Source organism: Brooklawnia propionicigenes, assembly GCF_030297015.1.
In the GTDB taxonomy this organism is placed as follows: Bacteria; Actinomycetota; Actinomycetes; order Propionibacteriales; family Propionibacteriaceae; genus Brooklawnia; species Brooklawnia propionicigenes.
Map to the genome: position 1 here is coordinate 1,325,491 of NZ_AP028056.1, position 18,107 is coordinate 1,343,597.

At 66.5% G+C, this 18,107-nt stretch carries 13 protein-coding genes; 7 read left to right on the forward strand and 6 right to left on the reverse strand.

Features of this window, described 5'->3' with window-relative positions; translation table 11 throughout:
* Window positions 1–34 precede the first annotated feature (34 nt).
* Both nifJ and QUE25_RS05975 read left to right on the forward strand, forming a co-directional pair.
* Window positions 35–3,727 carry a pyruvate:ferredoxin (flavodoxin) oxidoreductase gene (nifJ, locus tag QUE25_RS05970; protein WP_286268504.1) on the forward strand — a complete coding sequence of 1,231 codons (3,693 nt, stop codon included), beginning with the start codon at window positions 35–37 and terminating at the stop codon, window positions 3,725–3,727.
* A gap of 1 nt (window position 3,728) precedes the next feature.
* The gene (locus QUE25_RS05975) at window positions 3,729–4,877 is read left to right on the forward strand and encodes a dihydroorotate dehydrogenase-like protein (protein WP_286268232.1); all 1,149 of its coding nucleotides are present in this window, start codon (window positions 3,729–3,731) and stop codon (window positions 4,875–4,877) included.
* Between the two features lie 104 nt (window positions 4,878–4,981).
* Here the strand turns inward: QUE25_RS05975 and QUE25_RS05980 are convergent, their stop codons facing one another.
* From QUE25_RS05980 to QUE25_RS05990, 3 genes are all read right to left on the reverse strand, one after another.
* On the reverse strand, window positions 4,982–7,231 hold the full coding sequence (locus QUE25_RS05980; RefSeq protein WP_425332761.1) for a heavy metal translocating P-type ATPase: 2,250 nt from the start codon (window positions 7,229–7,231) through the stop codon (window positions 4,982–4,984).
* Window positions 7,228–7,434 carry a heavy-metal-associated domain-containing protein gene (locus QUE25_RS05985; protein ID WP_286268234.1) on the reverse strand — a complete coding sequence of 69 codons (207 nt, stop codon included), beginning with the start codon at window positions 7,432–7,434 and terminating at the stop codon, window positions 7,228–7,230. The genes QUE25_RS05980 and QUE25_RS05985 overlap by 4 nt, the downstream gene beginning before the upstream one ends.
* A 63-nt stretch (window positions 7,435–7,497) precedes the next feature.
* Window positions 7,498–7,791 (reverse strand): metal-sensitive transcriptional regulator, encoded by a 294-nt coding sequence (locus tag QUE25_RS05990; RefSeq protein WP_286268505.1) that lies wholly within the window; start codon window positions 7,789–7,791, stop codon window positions 7,498–7,500.
* Between the two features lie 145 nt (window positions 7,792–7,936).
* On the opposite strand from QUE25_RS05990, the gene QUE25_RS05995 reads away from it, so the two are divergent.
* A complete protein-coding gene (locus QUE25_RS05995) occupies window positions 7,937–8,455 on the forward strand; it encodes a hypothetical protein (protein WP_286268235.1) in 519 nt (172 codons plus the stop codon).
* A 17-nt stretch (window positions 8,456–8,472) separates the two neighbouring features.
* Here QUE25_RS05995 and QUE25_RS06000 read toward each other — a convergent pair whose 3' ends face one another.
* Window positions 8,473–9,528, reverse strand: coding sequence for a LacI family DNA-binding transcriptional regulator (locus tag QUE25_RS06000; protein ID WP_286268236.1), 1,056 nt, complete (start codon window positions 9,526–9,528; stop codon window positions 8,473–8,475).
* Window positions 9,525–10,478, reverse strand: coding sequence for an aldose 1-epimerase family protein (locus QUE25_RS06005; RefSeq protein ID WP_286268237.1), 954 nt, complete (start codon window positions 10,476–10,478; stop codon window positions 9,525–9,527). The genes QUE25_RS06000 and QUE25_RS06005 overlap by 4 nt, the downstream gene beginning before the upstream one ends.
* 195 nt (window positions 10,479–10,673) lie before the next feature.
* Here QUE25_RS06005 and QUE25_RS06010 point away from each other — a divergent pair, with 195 nt between their 5' ends.
* The 4 genes from QUE25_RS06010 to poxB all read left to right on the forward strand — a co-directional run bounded on the left by QUE25_RS06010 (window position 10,674) and on the right by poxB (window position 16,452).
* Window positions 10,674–12,275, forward strand: coding sequence for a xylulokinase (locus QUE25_RS06010; protein ID WP_286268238.1), 1,602 nt, complete (start codon window positions 10,674–10,676; stop codon window positions 12,273–12,275).
* 46 nt (window positions 12,276–12,321) lie between these two features.
* Entirely contained in the window at window positions 12,322–13,011 is a 690-nt protein-coding gene (locus tag QUE25_RS06015) for an L-ribulose-5-phosphate 4-epimerase (protein WP_286268239.1), read from the forward strand.
* A gap of 46 nt (window positions 13,012–13,057) precedes the next feature.
* Complete coding sequence (araA, locus tag QUE25_RS06020; protein ID WP_286268240.1) at window positions 13,058–14,566, forward strand: L-arabinose isomerase; 1,509 nt, start codon at window positions 13,058–13,060, stop codon at window positions 14,564–14,566.
* 164 nt (window positions 14,567–14,730) lie between these two features.
* Window positions 14,731–16,452: a ubiquinone-dependent pyruvate dehydrogenase gene (gene poxB / locus QUE25_RS06025; RefSeq protein WP_286268241.1), complete on the forward strand. Its 1,722-nt coding sequence runs from the start codon at window positions 14,731–14,733 to the stop codon at window positions 16,450–16,452.
* 10 nt (window positions 16,453–16,462) lie between these two features.
* On the opposite strand, the gene QUE25_RS06030 is transcribed toward poxB, so the two are convergent.
* Complete coding sequence (locus QUE25_RS06030) at window positions 16,463–17,584, reverse strand: magnesium and cobalt transport protein CorA (RefSeq protein ID WP_286268242.1); 1,122 nt, start codon at window positions 17,582–17,584, stop codon at window positions 16,463–16,465.
* Window positions 17,585–18,107 lie beyond the last annotated feature (523 nt).

Consider the following 18,107-nt stretch of genomic DNA (forward strand, 5'->3'; position numbering starts at 1 on the left):
AGCTGACGCCAAGATTCCCGCGCCCCACCCGAACATGCTCGGCGCCGAGGACCCGATTGCCAATCTTGACCGGGACGAGCCGGAGGCCAAGCCGACGGCCGTGCGGTCCATCGTCGACGGCAATACTGCCGCGGCCGATGTCGCTTTCCGGGTCAATGAACTCTGCTCCATCTACCCGATCACCCCGAGTTCCCCGATGGCCGAACTCGCGGACGAATGGTCGGCCTTCGATCGTGAGAACATCTGGGGCCAGGTGCCCTCGGTCATCGAGATGCAGTCCGAGGGTGGCGCCGCCGGCGCCATGCACGGTGCGCTCCAGGCCGGTGCCCTGTCGACGACGTTCACCGCGTCCCAGGGCCTGCTGCTGATGATCCCGAACATGTTCAAGATCGCCGGCGAACTGACCAGCACGGTCATGCACGTCGCCGCGCGTTCGTTGGCCACCCAGGGGCTGTCGATCTTCGGCGACCACCAGGACGTGATGGCCGCCCGGCAGACCGGCTGGGCGATGCTGGCCTCGGCCTCGGTGCAGGAATGCCACGACAACGCCCTGATCGCGCAGAACGCCACCTTGCATTCCCGGGTGCCGTTCATGCACTTCTTCGACGGCTTCCGCACCAGCCATGAACTGAACACCTGCCTGATGCTCAGCGACGACGATCTGCGCTCGATGATTCCCGACGAGTTGGTGCGCGAGCACCGCCGTCGGGCGCTCAGCCCCGAGCACCCGTTCATCCGCGGCACCGCGCAGAACCCGGACGTCTACTTCCAGGGACGCGAATCCGCAAACCCGTTCTACCTTGCCACGCCCGGTTTGGTGCAGCAGGCCATGGACGATTTCGCCAAGCTCACCGGCCGCCAGTATCACCTGGTCGACTACGTCGGCGCTCCGGACGCCGATCGGGTCGCGGTCATCATGGGTTCAGGCGCCGAGGTCGTCCAGCAGGCGGTCAGCTACCTGAACGCCGCCGGCCAGAAGACCGGCGTGCTGATCGTCCGGCTCTACCGGCCCTTCCCGGCCGACGAGGTGCTCGCAGCGATCCCCGAGACCGTCAAGAAGATCGCGGTGCTCGATCGCACCAAGGAGCCCGGCTCCAACGGTGAGCCGCTGTATCTCGACGTCACCGCCACGTTTGCCGAGGCGGTCAGCCTGGGCAACCGGGCGAGCCTGCCGCGCATCATCGGCGGGCGCTACGGCCTGTCGAGCAAGGACTTCACCCCGGCGATGGCCGCGGCGATCTTCGACGAGCTGGCCAAGGACAAGCCCCGTCCGCGCTTCACCGTCGGCATCAACGACGACGTGACCCGCCTGTCGCTCGACTACGACCCGCAGATCGACCTGGAGGATCCGCTCACCAAGCGCGCCGTCTTCTACGGCATGGGTTCGGACGGCACCGTCGGCGCCAACAAGAACACCATCAAGATCCTCGGCTCCGATGAGGACACCTACGCGCAGGGCTACTTCGTCTACGACTCGAAGAAATCCGGTTCGCGTACCACCAGCCACCTGCGCTTCGGGCCCGACCCGATCAAGGCGCCGTACCTGGTGAACAAGGCGTCATTCATCGGCTGCCACCACTGGTCGATCCTGGAACGCATCGATGTGCTGGAGTTCGCGCGCAAAGCCATCTACAACCAGGACGGCGAGCGGATCAGCGGCACGACCCTGCTGATCAACAGCCCGTTCGAGGCCGACCAGGTCTGGGACCATCTGCCGGCGCCGATGCAGGCCAAGATCATCGACTACGACATCGCGCTGTATGCGATCAACGCCAATGAGGTGGCTCGCACCGCCGGCCTGGGTGGACGCACCAACACCGTTCTGCAGACCTGCTACTTCGCGATCTCGGGCGTGCTGCCCTCCGATGTGGCAATCGAGCGCATCAAGCACTCCATCACGAAGACCTACTCACGTAAGTCGATGGAGATCGTCCGCAAGAACCATGTCGCCGTCGATGAGGCCGTGGCGCACCTGCACAAGATCGAGGTGCCCCGCGAGGTCACCAGCGATCACGGCTACCTGGCCCCGGTGCCTGCGTCGGCTCCCGATTTCGTTCAGGACGTCACCGCGACCATGCTGATCGACAAGGGTGACACGCTGCCGGTCAGCAAACTTCCGGTGGACGGTTCCTTCCCCAGCGGCACCACCAAGTACGAGAAGCGGAACATCTCCGACATCATCGCGGTCTGGGATCCCGAGACCTGCATCCAGTGCGGGAACTGCTCGTTCGTCTGCCCGCACGCGGTGCTGCGCGCCAAGCACTACCCGACGGCCAGTCTGGCCGGTGCGCCTGCCGGCTTCGATTCGGCTCCGCTGGATGCGGCCGGTCTGCCCGATTCGCGGTACACGCTGCAGGTCTACGCGGAGGACTGCACCGGTTGCGGCCTGTGCGTGGAAGCCTGCCCGGTGTCGCCGATCGGCCAGCCGCAACGCAAGGCCATCAACCTGGCTCCGGTGCTGGAACGCAGCAAGCAGCGCCAGAATGTGGAGTTCTTCGAGTCGATCCCCCGGCCGCGCCGCAGCAAGGTCAACTACTCGTCGGTGCGTGGTGTGCAGTTCCTGACCCCGCTGTTCGAGTTCTCGGGCGCCTGCTCGGGTTGTGGCGAGACACCGTATCTGAAGCTGCTCACCCAGCTGTTCGGTGACCGGCTGCAGATCGCCAACGCCACCGGCTGCTCGTCCATCTACGGCGGCAACCTGCCGACCACCCCATGGGCCAAGAACGACGAGGGACGCGGACCCGCCTGGTCGAACTCCCTGTTCGAGGACAACGCCGAGTTCGGTCTCGGCATGCGGCTGGCGGCCGACCTGCACACGGCCCTGGCCAAGCAGCGGCTGGAGCAGCTGCGCGCCGAGATCGACGACGACGCCCTGGTGGACGGATTGCTGAGCGGCCCCCAGGAGACGATGCACGAGCTGCGGATTCAGTACCGCCGGATGCAGGATCTCTACGCCAAGCTCGATCAGCTGTCCGGGCCGCTGGTCGACGATCTGCGTTCGGTCGCCGATCACCTGATGCGCCGCTCGGTGTGGATCATCGGTGGCGACGGCTGGGCCTACGACATCGGCTCGGCCGGCCTCGATCATGTGCTGGCGTCCGGACGAAACGTGAACATCTTGGTGATGGATACCGAGGTGTACTCGAACACCGGCGGCCAGGCGTCCAAGTCGACACCGCTGGGTGCGGTCGCCAAGTTCGCCACCGGCGGCAAGACGACCAACAAGAAGGATCTCGCGATGCAAGCCGTCGCCTACGGTCACGTCTACGTGGCCCGGGTGGCGCTGGGCGCCGATCCGCAGCAGACGCTGAAGGCGTTCCGCGAGGCCGAGGCCTACGACGGTCCGAGCCTGATCATCGCCTACAGCCACTGCATCAGCCACGGCATCGACATGCGCAAGGGCCTGGAGCAGCAGTACAAGGCGGTGGCTTGCGGGCACTGGCCGCTGATGCGGTTCAACCCGGTGCTGCGCGACGAAGGCCAGAACCCGTTCCTGCTCGACTCGCCACGTCCGCGGATCTCCTTGAAGGAGTACCGCACCGGTGAACTGCGGTTCAAGATGCTGACCCGGTCGAATCCGGAGGAGGCCGAGCGGCTGCTCGAGATCAGTCAGCAGCACGTGTTGCGCCGCTACGCCGAGTACGAGCAGCTGGCCGGCCGCCCGGCCGACATGTTCAGCGCCGACGCCCGCGCGAAGGCTGCCGTCACCCAGGACAAGGAGGCCTGACATGGTCGAGTTCGACCCTGAAGCCCTGCAAGCTGCGGCGGAATCCGCCCGCCAGAAGTCGGCAATGGGCAGCAACGCCACCGACCAGCTGGCTCCGGCCGGATCCCTGCTCGTCGAGGACGAGCCCTCCGGGCGCGACCGGGCCACCGATCTGCGGACGCAGTACATGGGCCTGTCGCTGCGCAATCCCCTGGTGGCTTCGGCCGGCCCGCTGAGCCAGAGCCTGGACGGTATCAAGGCGCTGTCCGAGGGCGGCGTCGGGGCGATCGTCATGTACTCGCTGTTCGAGGAGCAGATCCGCCATGAGTCGGCCCGCGAGGCCGAGCTGCTGGATCAGTCGACGGAGAGCTTCGCGGAGGCGCTCACGTACTTCCCGATCGAGCCGAGCGACGAATCGGGATTGACTCACACCTATCTGAAGCTGATCGAGCAGGCGGCGCCGGTGATCGACGTGCCCCTGATCGCCAGCCTCAACGGCTCGACCAAGGGCGAGTGGTCCAATACCGCACGTCAGCTGGCCGATGCCGGGGCAGCCGGCATCGAGTTGAACATCTACTACGTGCCAGGTGATCTGACCACCACCGGGCGTTCGGTCGAGGACCGCTATGTGGAGATCGTGACCGATGTGAAGTCGAAGGTCAGCGTCCCGGTTGCGGTGAAGCTGAGCCCCTACTTCTCCAGCTTCGGCGAGATGGCCCGGCGCCTGGACGAGGCCGGCGCGGACGCGCTGGTGTTGTTCAACCGCTTCCTGCAGCCCGACATCGATCTCAACCAGCTCACGGTGGTCTCCGGGTTCGAGCTGTCGAATCCCGACGAGGCGAAACTGCCGCGCAGCTGGATTTCGACGCTGTTCGGACGCGTCAACGCCTCGCTGGCCGCGACCACCGGCGTCCAGACCACTCAAGACATCGTGAAGTATCTGCTGGCCGGTGCTGATGTCGTCATGACGACGGCTGCCCTGGTGCGCAATGGGCCCTCGTACGCGGGTCAGCTGGTCGACGGGGTGACCTCGTGGCTGAACCGCCGTCAGTTGACGTTGCAGCAGACCCGCGGCATGCTCGCGGTGCCGGTCGACGCGGACGCCGCCGAGTACGCGCGTTCCGGCTATGTCTCCGGCCTGGAACGAGCCAAGCGGACGTACGCGCAGTAAGGATTCTCTCGCAACAGCAAGCGAGCGTCCGTCAGCTGAGTCTGACGGACGCTCGCTTTGCTTTGCCGGCCGGCCATCGCGGCGCCGGTCGGCCAACGGTCTGCTCAGTGCTTGGGGCTCCAGGTGCGCAGCCTCAGGCTGTTCGTGACGACGAAGACTGAGCTGAAGGCCATCGCTGCGCCGGCGAACATCGGGTTCAGGTAGCCGAGTGCGGCGATCGGGATCGCGCAGACGTTGTAGATGAACGCCCAGAACAGGTTGCCCCGGATGGTGTTCAAGGTTCGCCGCGACAGTCTGATGGCGTCGACGGCCAGCATCAGATCGTGGCGCATCAGTGTCAGGTCAGAGGCGGCGATCGCGGCGTCGGTGCCCGAGCCCATGGCGATCCCCAGATCGGCCTGGCTCAGCGCTGCCGCATCGTTCACGCCGTCACCGACCATGGCCACCGGTACGGTACCGCCGGCCTGCAGTTCGGTCACCACGTTGAACTTGTCACCGGGCAGCACGTCGGCACGGACACCGTCGAGACCCACCTGCGCGGCAACGTATTCGGCGGCCGCCTGGTTGTCGCCGGTGACCATGACGGTGCGTAGTCCCAGCTCGTGCAGGGCGCCCACCGCCGCGGCGGCATTGGGATCGATCTTGTCGGTCACGGCGACCAGGCCGGTGACCGTGCCCGCCCGGCCGACGAACACGGTGCTGGCGCCGCGCTTGGCGGCATCGGCGGCGGCCTGACTCAGTTCGTCCGGAATCGCCCAGCCCTGATCCGACATCAGCGCGGCATTGCCGGCGGCGGCCGGCCGGCCGTGCACCCTGGCCCGCACGCCACGGCCGGGGATGTTGCTGAAATCCTCCAGCTGCTCGGTGGTGGCATGGCTCGCCTTCACGATGGCCCGCGCGATCGGGTGTTCGGACGCGGATTCCAGCGTCGCCGCGAGCTTGAGCACCTCATCGGCGTCGGCTCCGGGGGCCGGGACGACGGAATCGAGGCTCATCTGGCCGGCGGTGATGGTGCCGGTCTTGTCCAACGCGATGACCTGGATGCGGTGCGCCTCCTCCAGGGCTTCGGGACCGCGGATGAGGATGCCCAGCTGGGAGCCGCGCAGTGATCCTGCCAGCAGGGCAGTCGGGGTGGCCAGGCCGAGCGCACAGGGGCAGCTGATGATCAGCACCGACACGGCGGCGGTCACCGCGAAGGTGGCGGATTCGCCCAGGACCAGCCAGACCACCAGCGTGATCAGCGCCAGCGCAATGACGATCGGGACGAAGACCCCCGAGATCTTGTCGGCCAGCGCTTGGGAGCGGGACTTCCCGGCCTGGGCCAGTTCGACCAGGTGGGCGATCTGGGCGAGCTGGGTGTCGGCACCGACCGCGGTGGCCCGTACGACCAATCGTCCGGTGGTGTTGACCGAGGCGCCCACCACGGCACTGCCCGGATGGACATCGACCGGCAGTGACTCGCCGGTGATGACCGAGTTGTCGATCGCCGAGTCCCCGCTGACCACCACTCCATCGGTGGCGATCTTCTCGCCCGGACGCACCACGAACTCGTCGTCCACCACGAGTTTCTCGATCGGGACGGTGACTTCTGCGCCACCGCGCAAGACGGTGACCGACTTGGCCCCGACCTCGGCCAGGGCGCGCAGCGCGGAGCTGGCGTCCTGACGTGAGCGGGCCTCGATGTAGCGGCCGAGCAGGATGAACGTGATGATGCCGACGGCGGCCTCGAAGTAGATCGAGGTCAGCTGGTGGTCGTGCGACAGGCTGAGCGTCCAGCGGTGGGTCATGCCGATCATGCCGGCGTTGCCGAAGATCAACGCGACCAGCGACCACAGATAGGCGGCGCTGGTGCCCAGGCTGATCAGGGTGTCCATGGTGGCAGCGCCGTGGCGCAGGTTCACCAGTGTCGAGCGGTGGAACGGCCAGGCTGCCCAGGTGACCACCGGGGTGGCCAGCGCCAGGCTGACCCACTGCCATCCGGGGAATTGCAGCGGCGGGATCATCGCCATCGCGATGACCGGCACCGCCAGCGTGGCCGAGACGATCAGGCGGCGCTTGATCTCGGCCGCCCGATCGCGCGGCTTGGCTTCGGGGACCGGCAGAGCGGCATCGTATCCGGCAGCCTGCACGGTAGCGATCAGATCATCGGCGGTCAGCCCGGCGGGAGCCACCACATGGGCTTTCTCGGTTGCGTAGTTGACACTCGCCTGCACTCCGTCAAGCTTGCTCAGCTTCTTCTCGATACGCGCCGCACACGACGCGCAGGTCATGCCCTGCACGTCGAGTTCGATGATCTGACGTGCCGGCGATTCCAGGCTGGTGGGTGCGCCGTCTGTCGTCCCCAATGTCATCAGGCCAGCGCCACCTTGTAGTCTCCGGCTTCGGCGACGGCCTCTTCGATCGTGCCGAAATCGATGGCGGTATCGCTGCTGACGGTCATGGGGCCGGCCTGCTCGACCTTGACCTCGGTGACGCCGGGGATGGCCGAGACCTCTTCGGTGACGTGGTTGACGCAGTGGCCGCAGGTCATGCCGGTGACGACGTAGTTCGTGATCATGTGATGGATTCCTCTCGGTTTCATTTCTGCTGCGCTGTCCGCGCTTGCGGTATGACGGGTGCTTCAGGAGCGGACGAGCCGGGCGATGGCATTGCTGGCCTCATCGAGCTTCTCCTTGGCCGCGTCGTCGCCCTGTTTGGCGGCGTCGAGGACACAGGAGTTCAGATGGCCGTCGAGCAGGCCCAGTGCCACCGATTGCAGGGCGCTGGTGGCCGCCGAGATCTGCGTGAGGATATCGATGCAGTACTTCTCCTCCTCGACCATCCGGGCGATGCCGCGCACCTGTCCCTCGATGCGGCGCAACCGCGAGAGATAGGCGTCTTTGTCGTCGAGATAGCCGTGATGGTGCCCGTGCATGCTGCATTCGTCCGTACTCACGGGGCCCACCCTACCCCCCAGGGGTATATGCGCAAGCCCGTCACGCAACCTGTTGCCGTTCGCAGACCTGAGCCTGCCCTGCCAGGCTGGGAGATCACCCGACCCAAGAACTATCTTTTTGCCTATGGACATTCTTCTGCTCGGCGGGCAGAGCCCGAGGCATCTCGAGTGGTCGCGCGCTCTTGCCGAAGCGCTGGAATCGCACGGTCATCATGTCGCCCGGCTCGTCTATGCGAACTGGCTCGCCGGTACGCGAGTCATCGACATTGAGGCCGAGGTGAGCGCGGCGGCCGAGCTGGCCGGCCCGCTCGATCGGCCCGTGGTGGTCGCAAAATCGATCGGCACCGTGATCGCGACCCTGGCTATCGGACGCCGGCTGATCCAGCCCGCAGGCGAGGTCTTCCTCGGACTGCCGCTGGAGGCCTTCGAGAACGATCCGGAGGCGGTCGGCTACCTGCCGAAGCTGCCGCCCGTGACGGTGGTGCAGAACGAAGACGATCCGTTCGGTTCGGCCGAGAAGGCCCGCGAGTTCGTCTCAGCCCACGCCCCACGCCAGTGGCGCTTCGAGACCATTCCCGCGGTGAACACCCACGACTACGTCGACTCGGATGCGATCGAGCGCTGGGTCGAAGAGCACATCTGAGGCGCCAGAATGCGACGTCACGCCCGGGGCGGGGCGGTCGAACTCCGGACGCACAACTGCGCCGGAGCGGGCGTCAGATCCACGGTCTCGCCCGCCAGCGCGGAAAGCGTTGCCAGCAGCACCTGATGACCCAGCGCATCGAAGTTCTGGCGGATCGTGGTCAGCGGCGGAATGAAGTAGTCCGCCCCTGCGATGTCATCGAAGCCGACCACCGAGATGTCGGCCGGCACCTCCACCCCCGCCGCATGGAAGGCTGCCAGCAGCCCCAAGGCCATGTGATCGTTGGCCGTGAAGACAGCGGTCGGCAGGGGGCCTGAGTGATCGGCCGCCCACTGCGCGAGTAGAGCCCGTCCAGCCGCGAAGCCGCTGGCCGCACTCCAGTCGCCGAGCAGCACCTGGCTGACGATGCCGTGGTCGTCACAGCAGCGTTGCGCCGCGGTCAGCCGCTGCTGCGCATCGACCCAGTCCTGGGGGCCGGCGAGCAGGACCACGCGACGATGACCGAGCCCGGCCAGATGCTCGATCGCGGCGGTCGCCCCGGCGCTCTGATCGACGCTCAGCGTGGCCAGATCGTCCGCCTCGGCCGGGTTCGGTCCTACCACGATCACCGGGACGCCCGGCCGCAACTCGGCAGTCCTGCGGCCCATCGACTCGCGGGAGGCGATGACCACCAGCGCCTCGATGCCGTGGTCGAGCACCTCGTCGACGGCCTCGATCAGCGCTGCCTGCGAGTTCTCCCGCAGCGTGGCCAGCAGCGGCATGTATCCGTTCTTGCGGGCCGCCTCCTGGATCGCGGCCAGCGTGCTCGTCGGGCCGAAGAGGAACGAGCCGACGGCGATCACACCGATCAGCCCGGAACGCCGGGTGACCAGCGTCCGCGCCGCGTTGTTGCGGCGGTAGCCCAGCTCGTCGATCGCCGCCAGCACCCGTTCGCGAGTCATCGGGCGCACCCCGGGGAAATCGTTGATCACGCGGGAGACCGTCTGATGGGATACCTGGGCGCGGTCGGCGACATCCCTGAGACTCGGCGGTCGGCCACGTCCAGCGGCTCGCGACGGATGTTCGGTGCTCACCTGTCCTCCTGAATCGCCCGGATGACCCAGGATGCCTCATGCCTGGCACCGGGGTCGAGGATCACTAGATCGTCACCGCTGTTGAAGGCATCGGGCGGGCAGGTCATCGGTTCGACGGCGATCCCGCTTCGGTTCAGTGCGGGCTCGGGACGATCGGCCGTGTGCACCTGCACCCACGGCAAGACCTGCGGATCCCAGATCAGCGCCACTCCGGTGCCGCCCGACCGCACCTCGACTCGAGCCGTCCCCGGCTCGCCGGCGATGAGGTCGGTGTAGGCGTGGTCGATGAGCGTCGAGCCGACCGGGCGCGCGGACCGGAAGTCCAAGGCGCCGGCCCGGTACGACTCGACGGGGTGCAGTCCCAGTGGCGCCAGCCGCTCCTCGGTGACCTCGAGCACCCGGGCGGCCGGCACGGCCAGCGTCCAATCGTTGGCCCGTCCCGCTCCGCCGACCAGGTAGGGGTGCGAGCCGAGCGCATAGGGGGCGGGCGAGTCGCCGAGATTGGTGGCGCGCACCGACCAGTGCAGACCGTCTTCGTCCAGTCGGTAGGTCGCCTCGGTCAGCACGTCGAACGGGTAGCCCTCCTGCGCCGGGATCCGGTATTCCAGCGTGACCGACGACCGGTCACAGCGAATCGGAACCCAATCCGCCCACGCCGCTAGCCCGTGCAGGGCATTGCCCCGGTCGGGCTCGTTGATCGGCAACTGATGCACCTGGCCGTCGAAAACGTAGCGTCCACCGACAACGCGATTGGGCCACGGCACCAGCACGGCGCCGCGGAAGACCGGTCGCACGATGTCGGCATCGAATGGCGCCACCAGGTCGCGACCGCGACAGGTCAGCGCGCGCAGGCTGGCCCCGACCGAGGCGATCTGTGCCTGGTAGTCCCCACAGCCGATCTGCGCCTGCCACCCACTGATCGGGCGCCGACCATCTCGTCCTGAAGTCACCGAAGACCCTCCTAGCTCGCCGACACTGGCTTATTATCTAGCCACAACGCGTTTGTAGGAGATCATCAGCGATCCCGGCGATGGCTCGATGACAAAATGTTATCGTTCTCATCTTGCATGCCACAAGCCACTCGGTTATGTTGTGTTAACGATAACATTTCCTATCGCGAGACGGACTCAAGGATGACGATGTCGATGACACAACATGCGAGCGCGACGGCGGCCACGCTGGCCGACGGCAACGCCCGGCTGGGCATTGAGCTCGGCTCCACCCGGATCAAGGCGGTCATTGTCGGCGCCGGCGAGACGACTCTCGCGACAGGCAGCGCCAGCTGGGAGAACCGGTACGTCGACCAAACCTGGACCTACTCGCTGGACGCGGTCTGGCAGGGCATTCAGGAGGCCTATGCGGTTGCCCTGGCCGACGCCGAGCGACGCCACGGCGTGCGTCCGACCGGCTTCGCGGCTATTGGCATCTCGGCGATGATGCACGGCTATCTGCCGTTCGACAAGCACGGACGCCAACTCGTGCCGTTCCGCACCTGGCGAAACACCTCGACCGGCCGGGCAGCGGCGGAGCTCACCGATCTGCTCGAGTACAACGTGCCGCTGCGCTGGTCGATCGCGCATCTCTACCAGGCCGTCCTCGACGATGAACCGCACCTGAGCGAGCTCGACTTCTGCACCACACTGGCGGGCTACGTGCACTGGCAGCTCACCGGACGCAAGGTGCTCGGGGTGGGCGACGCGTCCGGCATGTTCCCGATCGACGACATCAGCCACGACTGGGATCCGGGCCGCCTGACGAAGGTCGATGACCTGCTGGCACGCCACCACACGACCCTTCGCATCGAGGAGGTCTTCCCCCGCCCACTGGACGCCGGCCGGGCGGCGGGGACGCTCACCATTGAGGGGGCGTTGCTCCTTGACCCGAGCGGACGCCTGGAGGCCGGCACTCCGCTGTGCCCGCCCGAGGGCGACGCGGGCACCGGGATGGTCGCCACCAACGCGGTGGCCCCGCGCACCGGCAATGTCTCCGTGGGCACCTCGATCTTCGCGATGGTGGTTCTCGAACGGCCGCTGGCCACGGTGCACACCGAGATCGATCTGGTCACCACACCGGCCGGACATCAGGTGGCGATGGTGCACTGCAACAACGGCGCCAGCGAACTCGGTTCGTGGGCCGACCTGTTCGGCGACTTCGCCCGGCGGATCGGCGTGCCTGTCGACCAGGACGCGGTCTTCGCGGCGCTGCTCGGCGCCGCGCTGGAGGGCGAACCGGACGCCGGCGGGCTGCTCGCCTACAACGCGCTGGCCGGGGAGCCGGTCATCGGCCTGGACGAGGGCCGCCCGATGATCGTGCGCACGCCCGGCAGTGCCTTGACGCTGGCGAACTTCATGCGTGCCCAGATCTACGGCAGCTTCGCCGCGCTCAGCCTGGGCATGCGGACGCTGACCGCGCAGGACGTCGGACTCGACACCATGTACGCCCACGGCGGCGTCTTCCGCACCGCGGATGTGGCGCAGCGATTCCTGGCCGCGGCCATCGACACTCAGGTGGCCGTCTCGGCGACGGCCGGCGAGGGCGGCGCCTGGGGCATGGCCGTGCTGGCGTCCTACCTGATCAACGGCGATGGACGCAGCCTGGAGACCTTCCTGGCAGACGACGTGTTCGCCGCCGTGGCGTCCAACACCATCGCGCCCAGCGATGAAGACGTGGCCGGCTACCGCGGCTACCTCGAGCGGTACGAAGCAGGCCTGGCCGCCGAGCGCGCCGCGGTCGCCGTGCTGCGTTGAGGCCGGCGGCACCACGAACGCCAGCGATGACGAACCCGGAGGAACGATGACCGATCTGCAGGACTACCCACCACAGGTGCAGGACGAGATAGCCCGGACCCGTGAAGAAGTCTGCGAACTGCACGCAGAACTGACGCGCTGGAATCTCGTGGTCTGGACCGCCGGCAACGTCTCGCAACGCCTGCATTCCGCCGACCTGATGGTGATCAAGCCGTCCGGAGTGCGATACGACCGGCTGACACCCGACGACATGGTGGTCTGCGACCTCGACGGCGTCCTGGTCGATGGCGACCACTCGCCGTCGTCCGACACGGCCGCGCACGCCTACGTCTACCGCCACATGCCCGAGATCTACGGTGTAGTACATACCCATTCGACCTACGCGACGGCCTGGGCTGCCCGCGGCGAAGAGATCCCCTGCGTGCTGACCATGATGGGCGACGAGTTCGGCGGCCCGGTACCGGTCGGCCCGTTCGCGATCATCGGTGACGACTCGATCGGACGCGGCATCGTCGAGACCCTGCGGGATTCGCGCTCGCCGGCCGTCCTGATGCAAAACCACGGCCCCTTCACCATCGGCAAGACCGCCGAGGCCGCGGTCAAGGCCGCGGCGATGGTCGAGGAGGTGGCCCACACCGTGTATGTGGCACGGCAACTCGGTGATCCCCTGCCGATCGCCCAGGACCTCATCGACCGGCTTCACGATCGCTACACCACTGTCTACGGCCAGCACTGACGCGGCCGACTACGCACCGATATCCATCACGAACAAAGGCGTCACCATGAAGAATCCGTTCGAAGGCAAGCAGATCTGGCTCCTCACCGGCAGTCAGGGGCTATACGGCGAAGAGACCCTCGCCCAGGTCGCCGAGCAGTCGCAGCAGGTCGCCGCGCTGCTCAACCAGTCGGGCGACATCCCGATCGAGGTCGTCTGGCGTCCGGTGCTAACCGATTCGGAGTCGATCCTGCGCGCGATGCTGGACGCGGGATCGGACGATTCGGTGATCGGCGTGATCGCCTGGATGCACACGTTCTCCCCGGCCAAGATGTGGATCCGCGGTCTGGAGGCACTGCGCAAGCCCCTATTGCATCTGCACACCCAGGCCAACGAGGCCCTGCCGTGGGACACCATCGACATGGACTTCATGAACCTCAACCAGGCCGCCCACGGCGACCGGGAGTTCGGGTACATCCTCACCCGGCTCGGGATTGCCCGCACCACCGTGGTCGGTTACGCCGGTCATCACGACGTCACCGGACGCATCGGCATCTGGGCGCGCGCCGCAGCCGGCTGGGATGCCGCGCAGCATCTGAGTCTGGCTCGATTCGGCGACAACATGCGCTATGTCGCGGTCACCGAAGGCGACAAGACCGAGGCGGAGATCCGCTTCGGCGCTTCGGTCAACACCTGGGGCATCAATGATCTGGCGCAGGCCATCGCGCAGGTCACCGACGCTCAGATCGACGAGCTGATCACCGAGTATCTTGCGAGCTACGATGTAGCACCTGAGTTGCTGCCTGATGGTGCCCGGCATGAGTCGCTGCGCTACGCCGCGTCCCAGGAGGTGGCGTTGCGGACGCTGTTGGAGTCGATCGGCGCGACTGCCTTCACCGACACCTTCGAGGATCTGGGTGCGCTGCGCCAGCTGCCCGGACTGGCCGTACAACGGCTGATGACCGAGGGCTACGGCTTCGGCGCCGAGGGCGACTGGAAAACCGCCGTCCTGGTACGCATCGCCAAGGTGATGGGCTACGGGCTGCCCGGCGGTGCAAGCCTGATGGAGGATTACTGCTACAACTTCGTCCCCGGCGAGCAGAAGATCCTGGGCGCGCACATGCTCGAGATCTGCCCCTCGCTGACCGATGACCGGCCGCGGCTGGAGATCCATCCGCTGGGCATCGGTGACCGTGAGGATCCGGTCCGGCTGGTCTTCGACGCCACGCCCCGACCGGGCCTGGTGGTCGCCCTCAGCGATTTGCGCGACCGGTTCAGGCTGACCGCCAACGTGGTCGAGGTCGTCGAACCCGACCAGCCGCTGCCCAACTTGCCGGTGGCCCGCGCGGTCTGGCGTCCGGCCCCCGATCTGGCGACCTCGGCATCGTGCTGGCTGGCTGCGGGCGCGGCCCATCACACCGTGATGACCACGGCCGTCCCGCTCGAGGCGTGGCACGACTTCGCCGCCATCGCCGGCGTCGAGCTCGCCGTCATCGACGAGCAGACCACGGCGAGGCGTTTCGAGGACGAACTGCGCTGGAGCGCCGTCTACTACCGCGTCTCCCAGGGCCTGTGACCCGTTACAGACGGAGCTGCGGCGTCCAAGATGAAGCGTCAACTACCAATCGCTGTGCGCTGAGGGTAGCCTTACCCGAAGGAGATCCCCCAGATCCTGACAGAGCCCATGGGCCGATCCCCGTCATCGTGTGAGTCGATCTCTATCGTCGTGGGAAAGAAGAAATGGTCACAGTAGCCAAGAACATGGTCGACACCCTCGCTGCCAGCGGGGTCGAACGGGTCTACGGGATTCCCGGCGACTCGCTGAACGGATTCACCGACGCGTTGCGCGAATCCGGCATCGAGTGGGTGCATGTCCGTCACGAGGAGGCGGCGGCCTTCGCGGCGAGCGCCGAGGCAGCCCTGACCGGCGAGCTGGCGGTCTGCGTCGGCAGTTGCGGTCCGGGCAACCTGCACCTGATCAATGGCCTGTTCGATGCGCAGCGCTCCCGCGTCCCGGTGCTGGCGATCGCCGCACACATTCCCACCTCGGAGATCGGTTCCGGATACTTCCAGGAGACCCACCCGCAAGAACTCTTCCGCGAATGCTCGGTCTACGTCGAGTACGCTGCCGACCCCATCCAGATGCCCCGGATTCTGCGCACAGCCATGCAGGCAGCGCTGGCTCAGCGCGGCGTGGCAGTGGTCGTGATCCCCGGCGATGTGGCACTGGCCGAAGCGGTGGACGACACCGTGACCGCGGTCAAGGCCTCTTCGCCGAAAGTCGTGCCTTCGGATGACGAGCTGAAGCACGCGGCCGACCTGCTGAACGATGCCAAGAAGATCACGATCCTGGCCGGTGCGGGCGCCGAGGGTGCGCACGATCAGGTGATCGCGCTGGCCGATCAGCTGGGCGCCCCGATCGTCCACACCCTGCGCAGCAAGCAGTTCATCGAGTACGACAACCCGTTCGATGTCGGCATGACCGGCCTGCTCGGTTTCGCCTCCGGCTACCGGGCCATGGAGAACTGCGACACGCTGCTCATGCTGGGCACCGACTTCCCCTATCGTCCGTTCCTGCCCGATCAGGCTCAGGTGATCCAGGTCGATCTGCGCGGCGAGCATCTCGGACGCCGGATCCCGCTCGAGCTCGGTCTGGTCGGCGATGTCGGCAACACCGTGGACGCGCTGCTACCGCTGCTCAAGCATCAGCGCAACCGCTCCCATCTGAAAGAGTCGCTGACCCACTACACCAAGACCCGCGCCAAGCTGGACGATCTGGCCACGCCGCGCAAGGACAACCAGGCCCTGCACCCGCAGTACATCGCCAAGCTGATCGACGAGGTCGCCGCCGATGACGCCGTCTTCATCCCCGATGTCGGCTCCCCGGTCATCTGGGCTGCCCGCTACCTGAAGATGAACGGCAAGCGCAAGGTGATCGGCTCGTTCATCCACGGTTCGATGGCCAACGCGCTGCCGCAGGCCGTCGGTGTGGCATCGGCCTATCCCGGACGCCAGGTGGTCGCACTGTCCGGCGATGGTGGCGTCGAGATGCTGCTCGGCGAACTGCTGACGCTGGTGCAGAACAAGCTGCCGGTGAAGGTGGTCGTCTTCAACAACTCCTCGCTGAACTTCGTCGAACTGGAGATGAAGGCCAGCGGTTTCGTGACCACGGCGACCGGCCTGGAGAATCCCGACCTGGCCGGCATCGCCCGGGCGGCCGGACTGAAGGGCTTCCATGTCGACAGCTCCGACAATCTGGAGCAGGTGCTCGCCGAGGCATTCGCCTACGACGGCCCCGCGCTGATCGATGTGGTCACCGAACGCCAGGAACTGACGATTCCGCCATCGGTCAAGCTGGAGCAGGCCAAGGGCTTCGCCCTGTACGCCATGCGAACCCTGCTGTCGGGACGCGGTGACGAACTCGTCGACCTCACCAAGGCGAACGCACGCCAGATCTTCTGATCGGTCCGGCTCAGATCCAGCCCTTGCGGCGGAACATCAGCCACATGATCAGGCTCGAACTGAACATCAGCGCGAGCGCGAAGGGGTAACCGGCCCGCCAGTTCAGCTCCGGCATGTTGATGAAGTTCATGCCGTACAGCCCGGTGATCATCGTCGGAGCGAACAGGATACCGGCCCATGCCGAGATCTTCTTCATGTCCTCGTTCTGGGCATTGGAGGCCTCGGCCAGACCCTTCATCTCCTCGTTCTGCCGCTGTGCGACCAGCGCGGCGTTGAGGGCGAGCACATCGCGCAGCGTCAGGCGGAAACCCTCGCTCTCCTCGAGAGCGCTCGCGGCGTGGTCGGCGACATCTCGCAGGTATTCCTGCAGATCCTCGGCCACCTCGTACTTGCTGAAGCCAGCCGCCAGTCCGCCGATGATCCCCCGCAGCGGACGCACCGCCTCGTGGAATTCCACGATCTCCTGGCTCAGTTCGTAGATGCGCCGGGAGACAGCCGCGCTACCGGTGAAGACCTGGTCCTCGATCTCCTCGATATCGTTGGCCAGGCCTTCGAGCACCGGTGCGTAGCCGTCCACCACGGCGTCCAGGATCGCGTAGACGATGCCCTCCGAACCGAAGGCGAGCATCTGGGGGTCCGCCTCCATCCGCCGGCGCACCACCCCCAGATCGGGTGACCGTCCGTGCCGCACGGTGATCACGAAGTTCGCCCCGGTGAAGATGTGCAGTTCGCCGAACTCGATTTCTTCGGTCGCGTCGAGGTACCGGGCCGCCCGCAGGACGACGAAGAGGGTGTCGTCGTAGCGTTCCAGCTTGCTGCGCTGGTGGGCCTGGATGGCATCCTCGACGGCCAGTTCATGCAGCCCGAACAGGTCGCCCAGCTCGATGAGATCGTCCGGGTCGGGCTGATAGAGGCCGATCCACGCCATCGCTTCGGGATTCGCCCGGAGCAGGGCTGCTGTTTCGGCCAGCGATGCCGGGCTGGCGACGCGCTCGCCGGCGATGTAGACCGCGTTGCCGGTGACGGTGCGCGGGGCCTGTTCCGGGGCGATGGGGACCTTCTTGGGAATGGTGAAGCCGTATCCGTCGCGGCGCTGGGCCGGCTCGCGGACGAAGGGACGGTCGGTGCTCATCATGGTGCTCTCGATCTGTTCCGTGACCGCGACGAACCGTCTGGAGGCCGGCAGCCAGCTGAGTGAAAGGGAATTCGGAATCAGTTCGCGGGACTAGGAGGTTCATTCGACATGCTGGAACCTCCTTTCTTCGCGGAATCACTCGTTCGCGCCGCCGTCATTATCGCACCTTGCTGCCACATCGGCAATGACTTAGGGCTTTTGTGGGGCAGTGGATAAGTCCCGGCGGACTGTGGACAGACCTCTCTGGCGACCCGGGGTTAGCCCTTACGCCCACAGCGAAATGCGCGATCGGAAACGCTTCCGGCGACACGCCGAAGAAACCTCCGCAACCTCCCCATTCGCGTGTTTTAGCTTGTCAACTCGTGCTTATCGGACGAAAACCAGCGGCCCTCGACCAGTCGGACACATCCTTGTCCACTGCCTGCTCGGCGAGTTCCACAGGCTGAGAGCGGTATCCACATGCCCTGTGGATAACTGTGGTTGACAGCGCGCTCCGGGCCTTCTAGTCTTCCGGAGCACC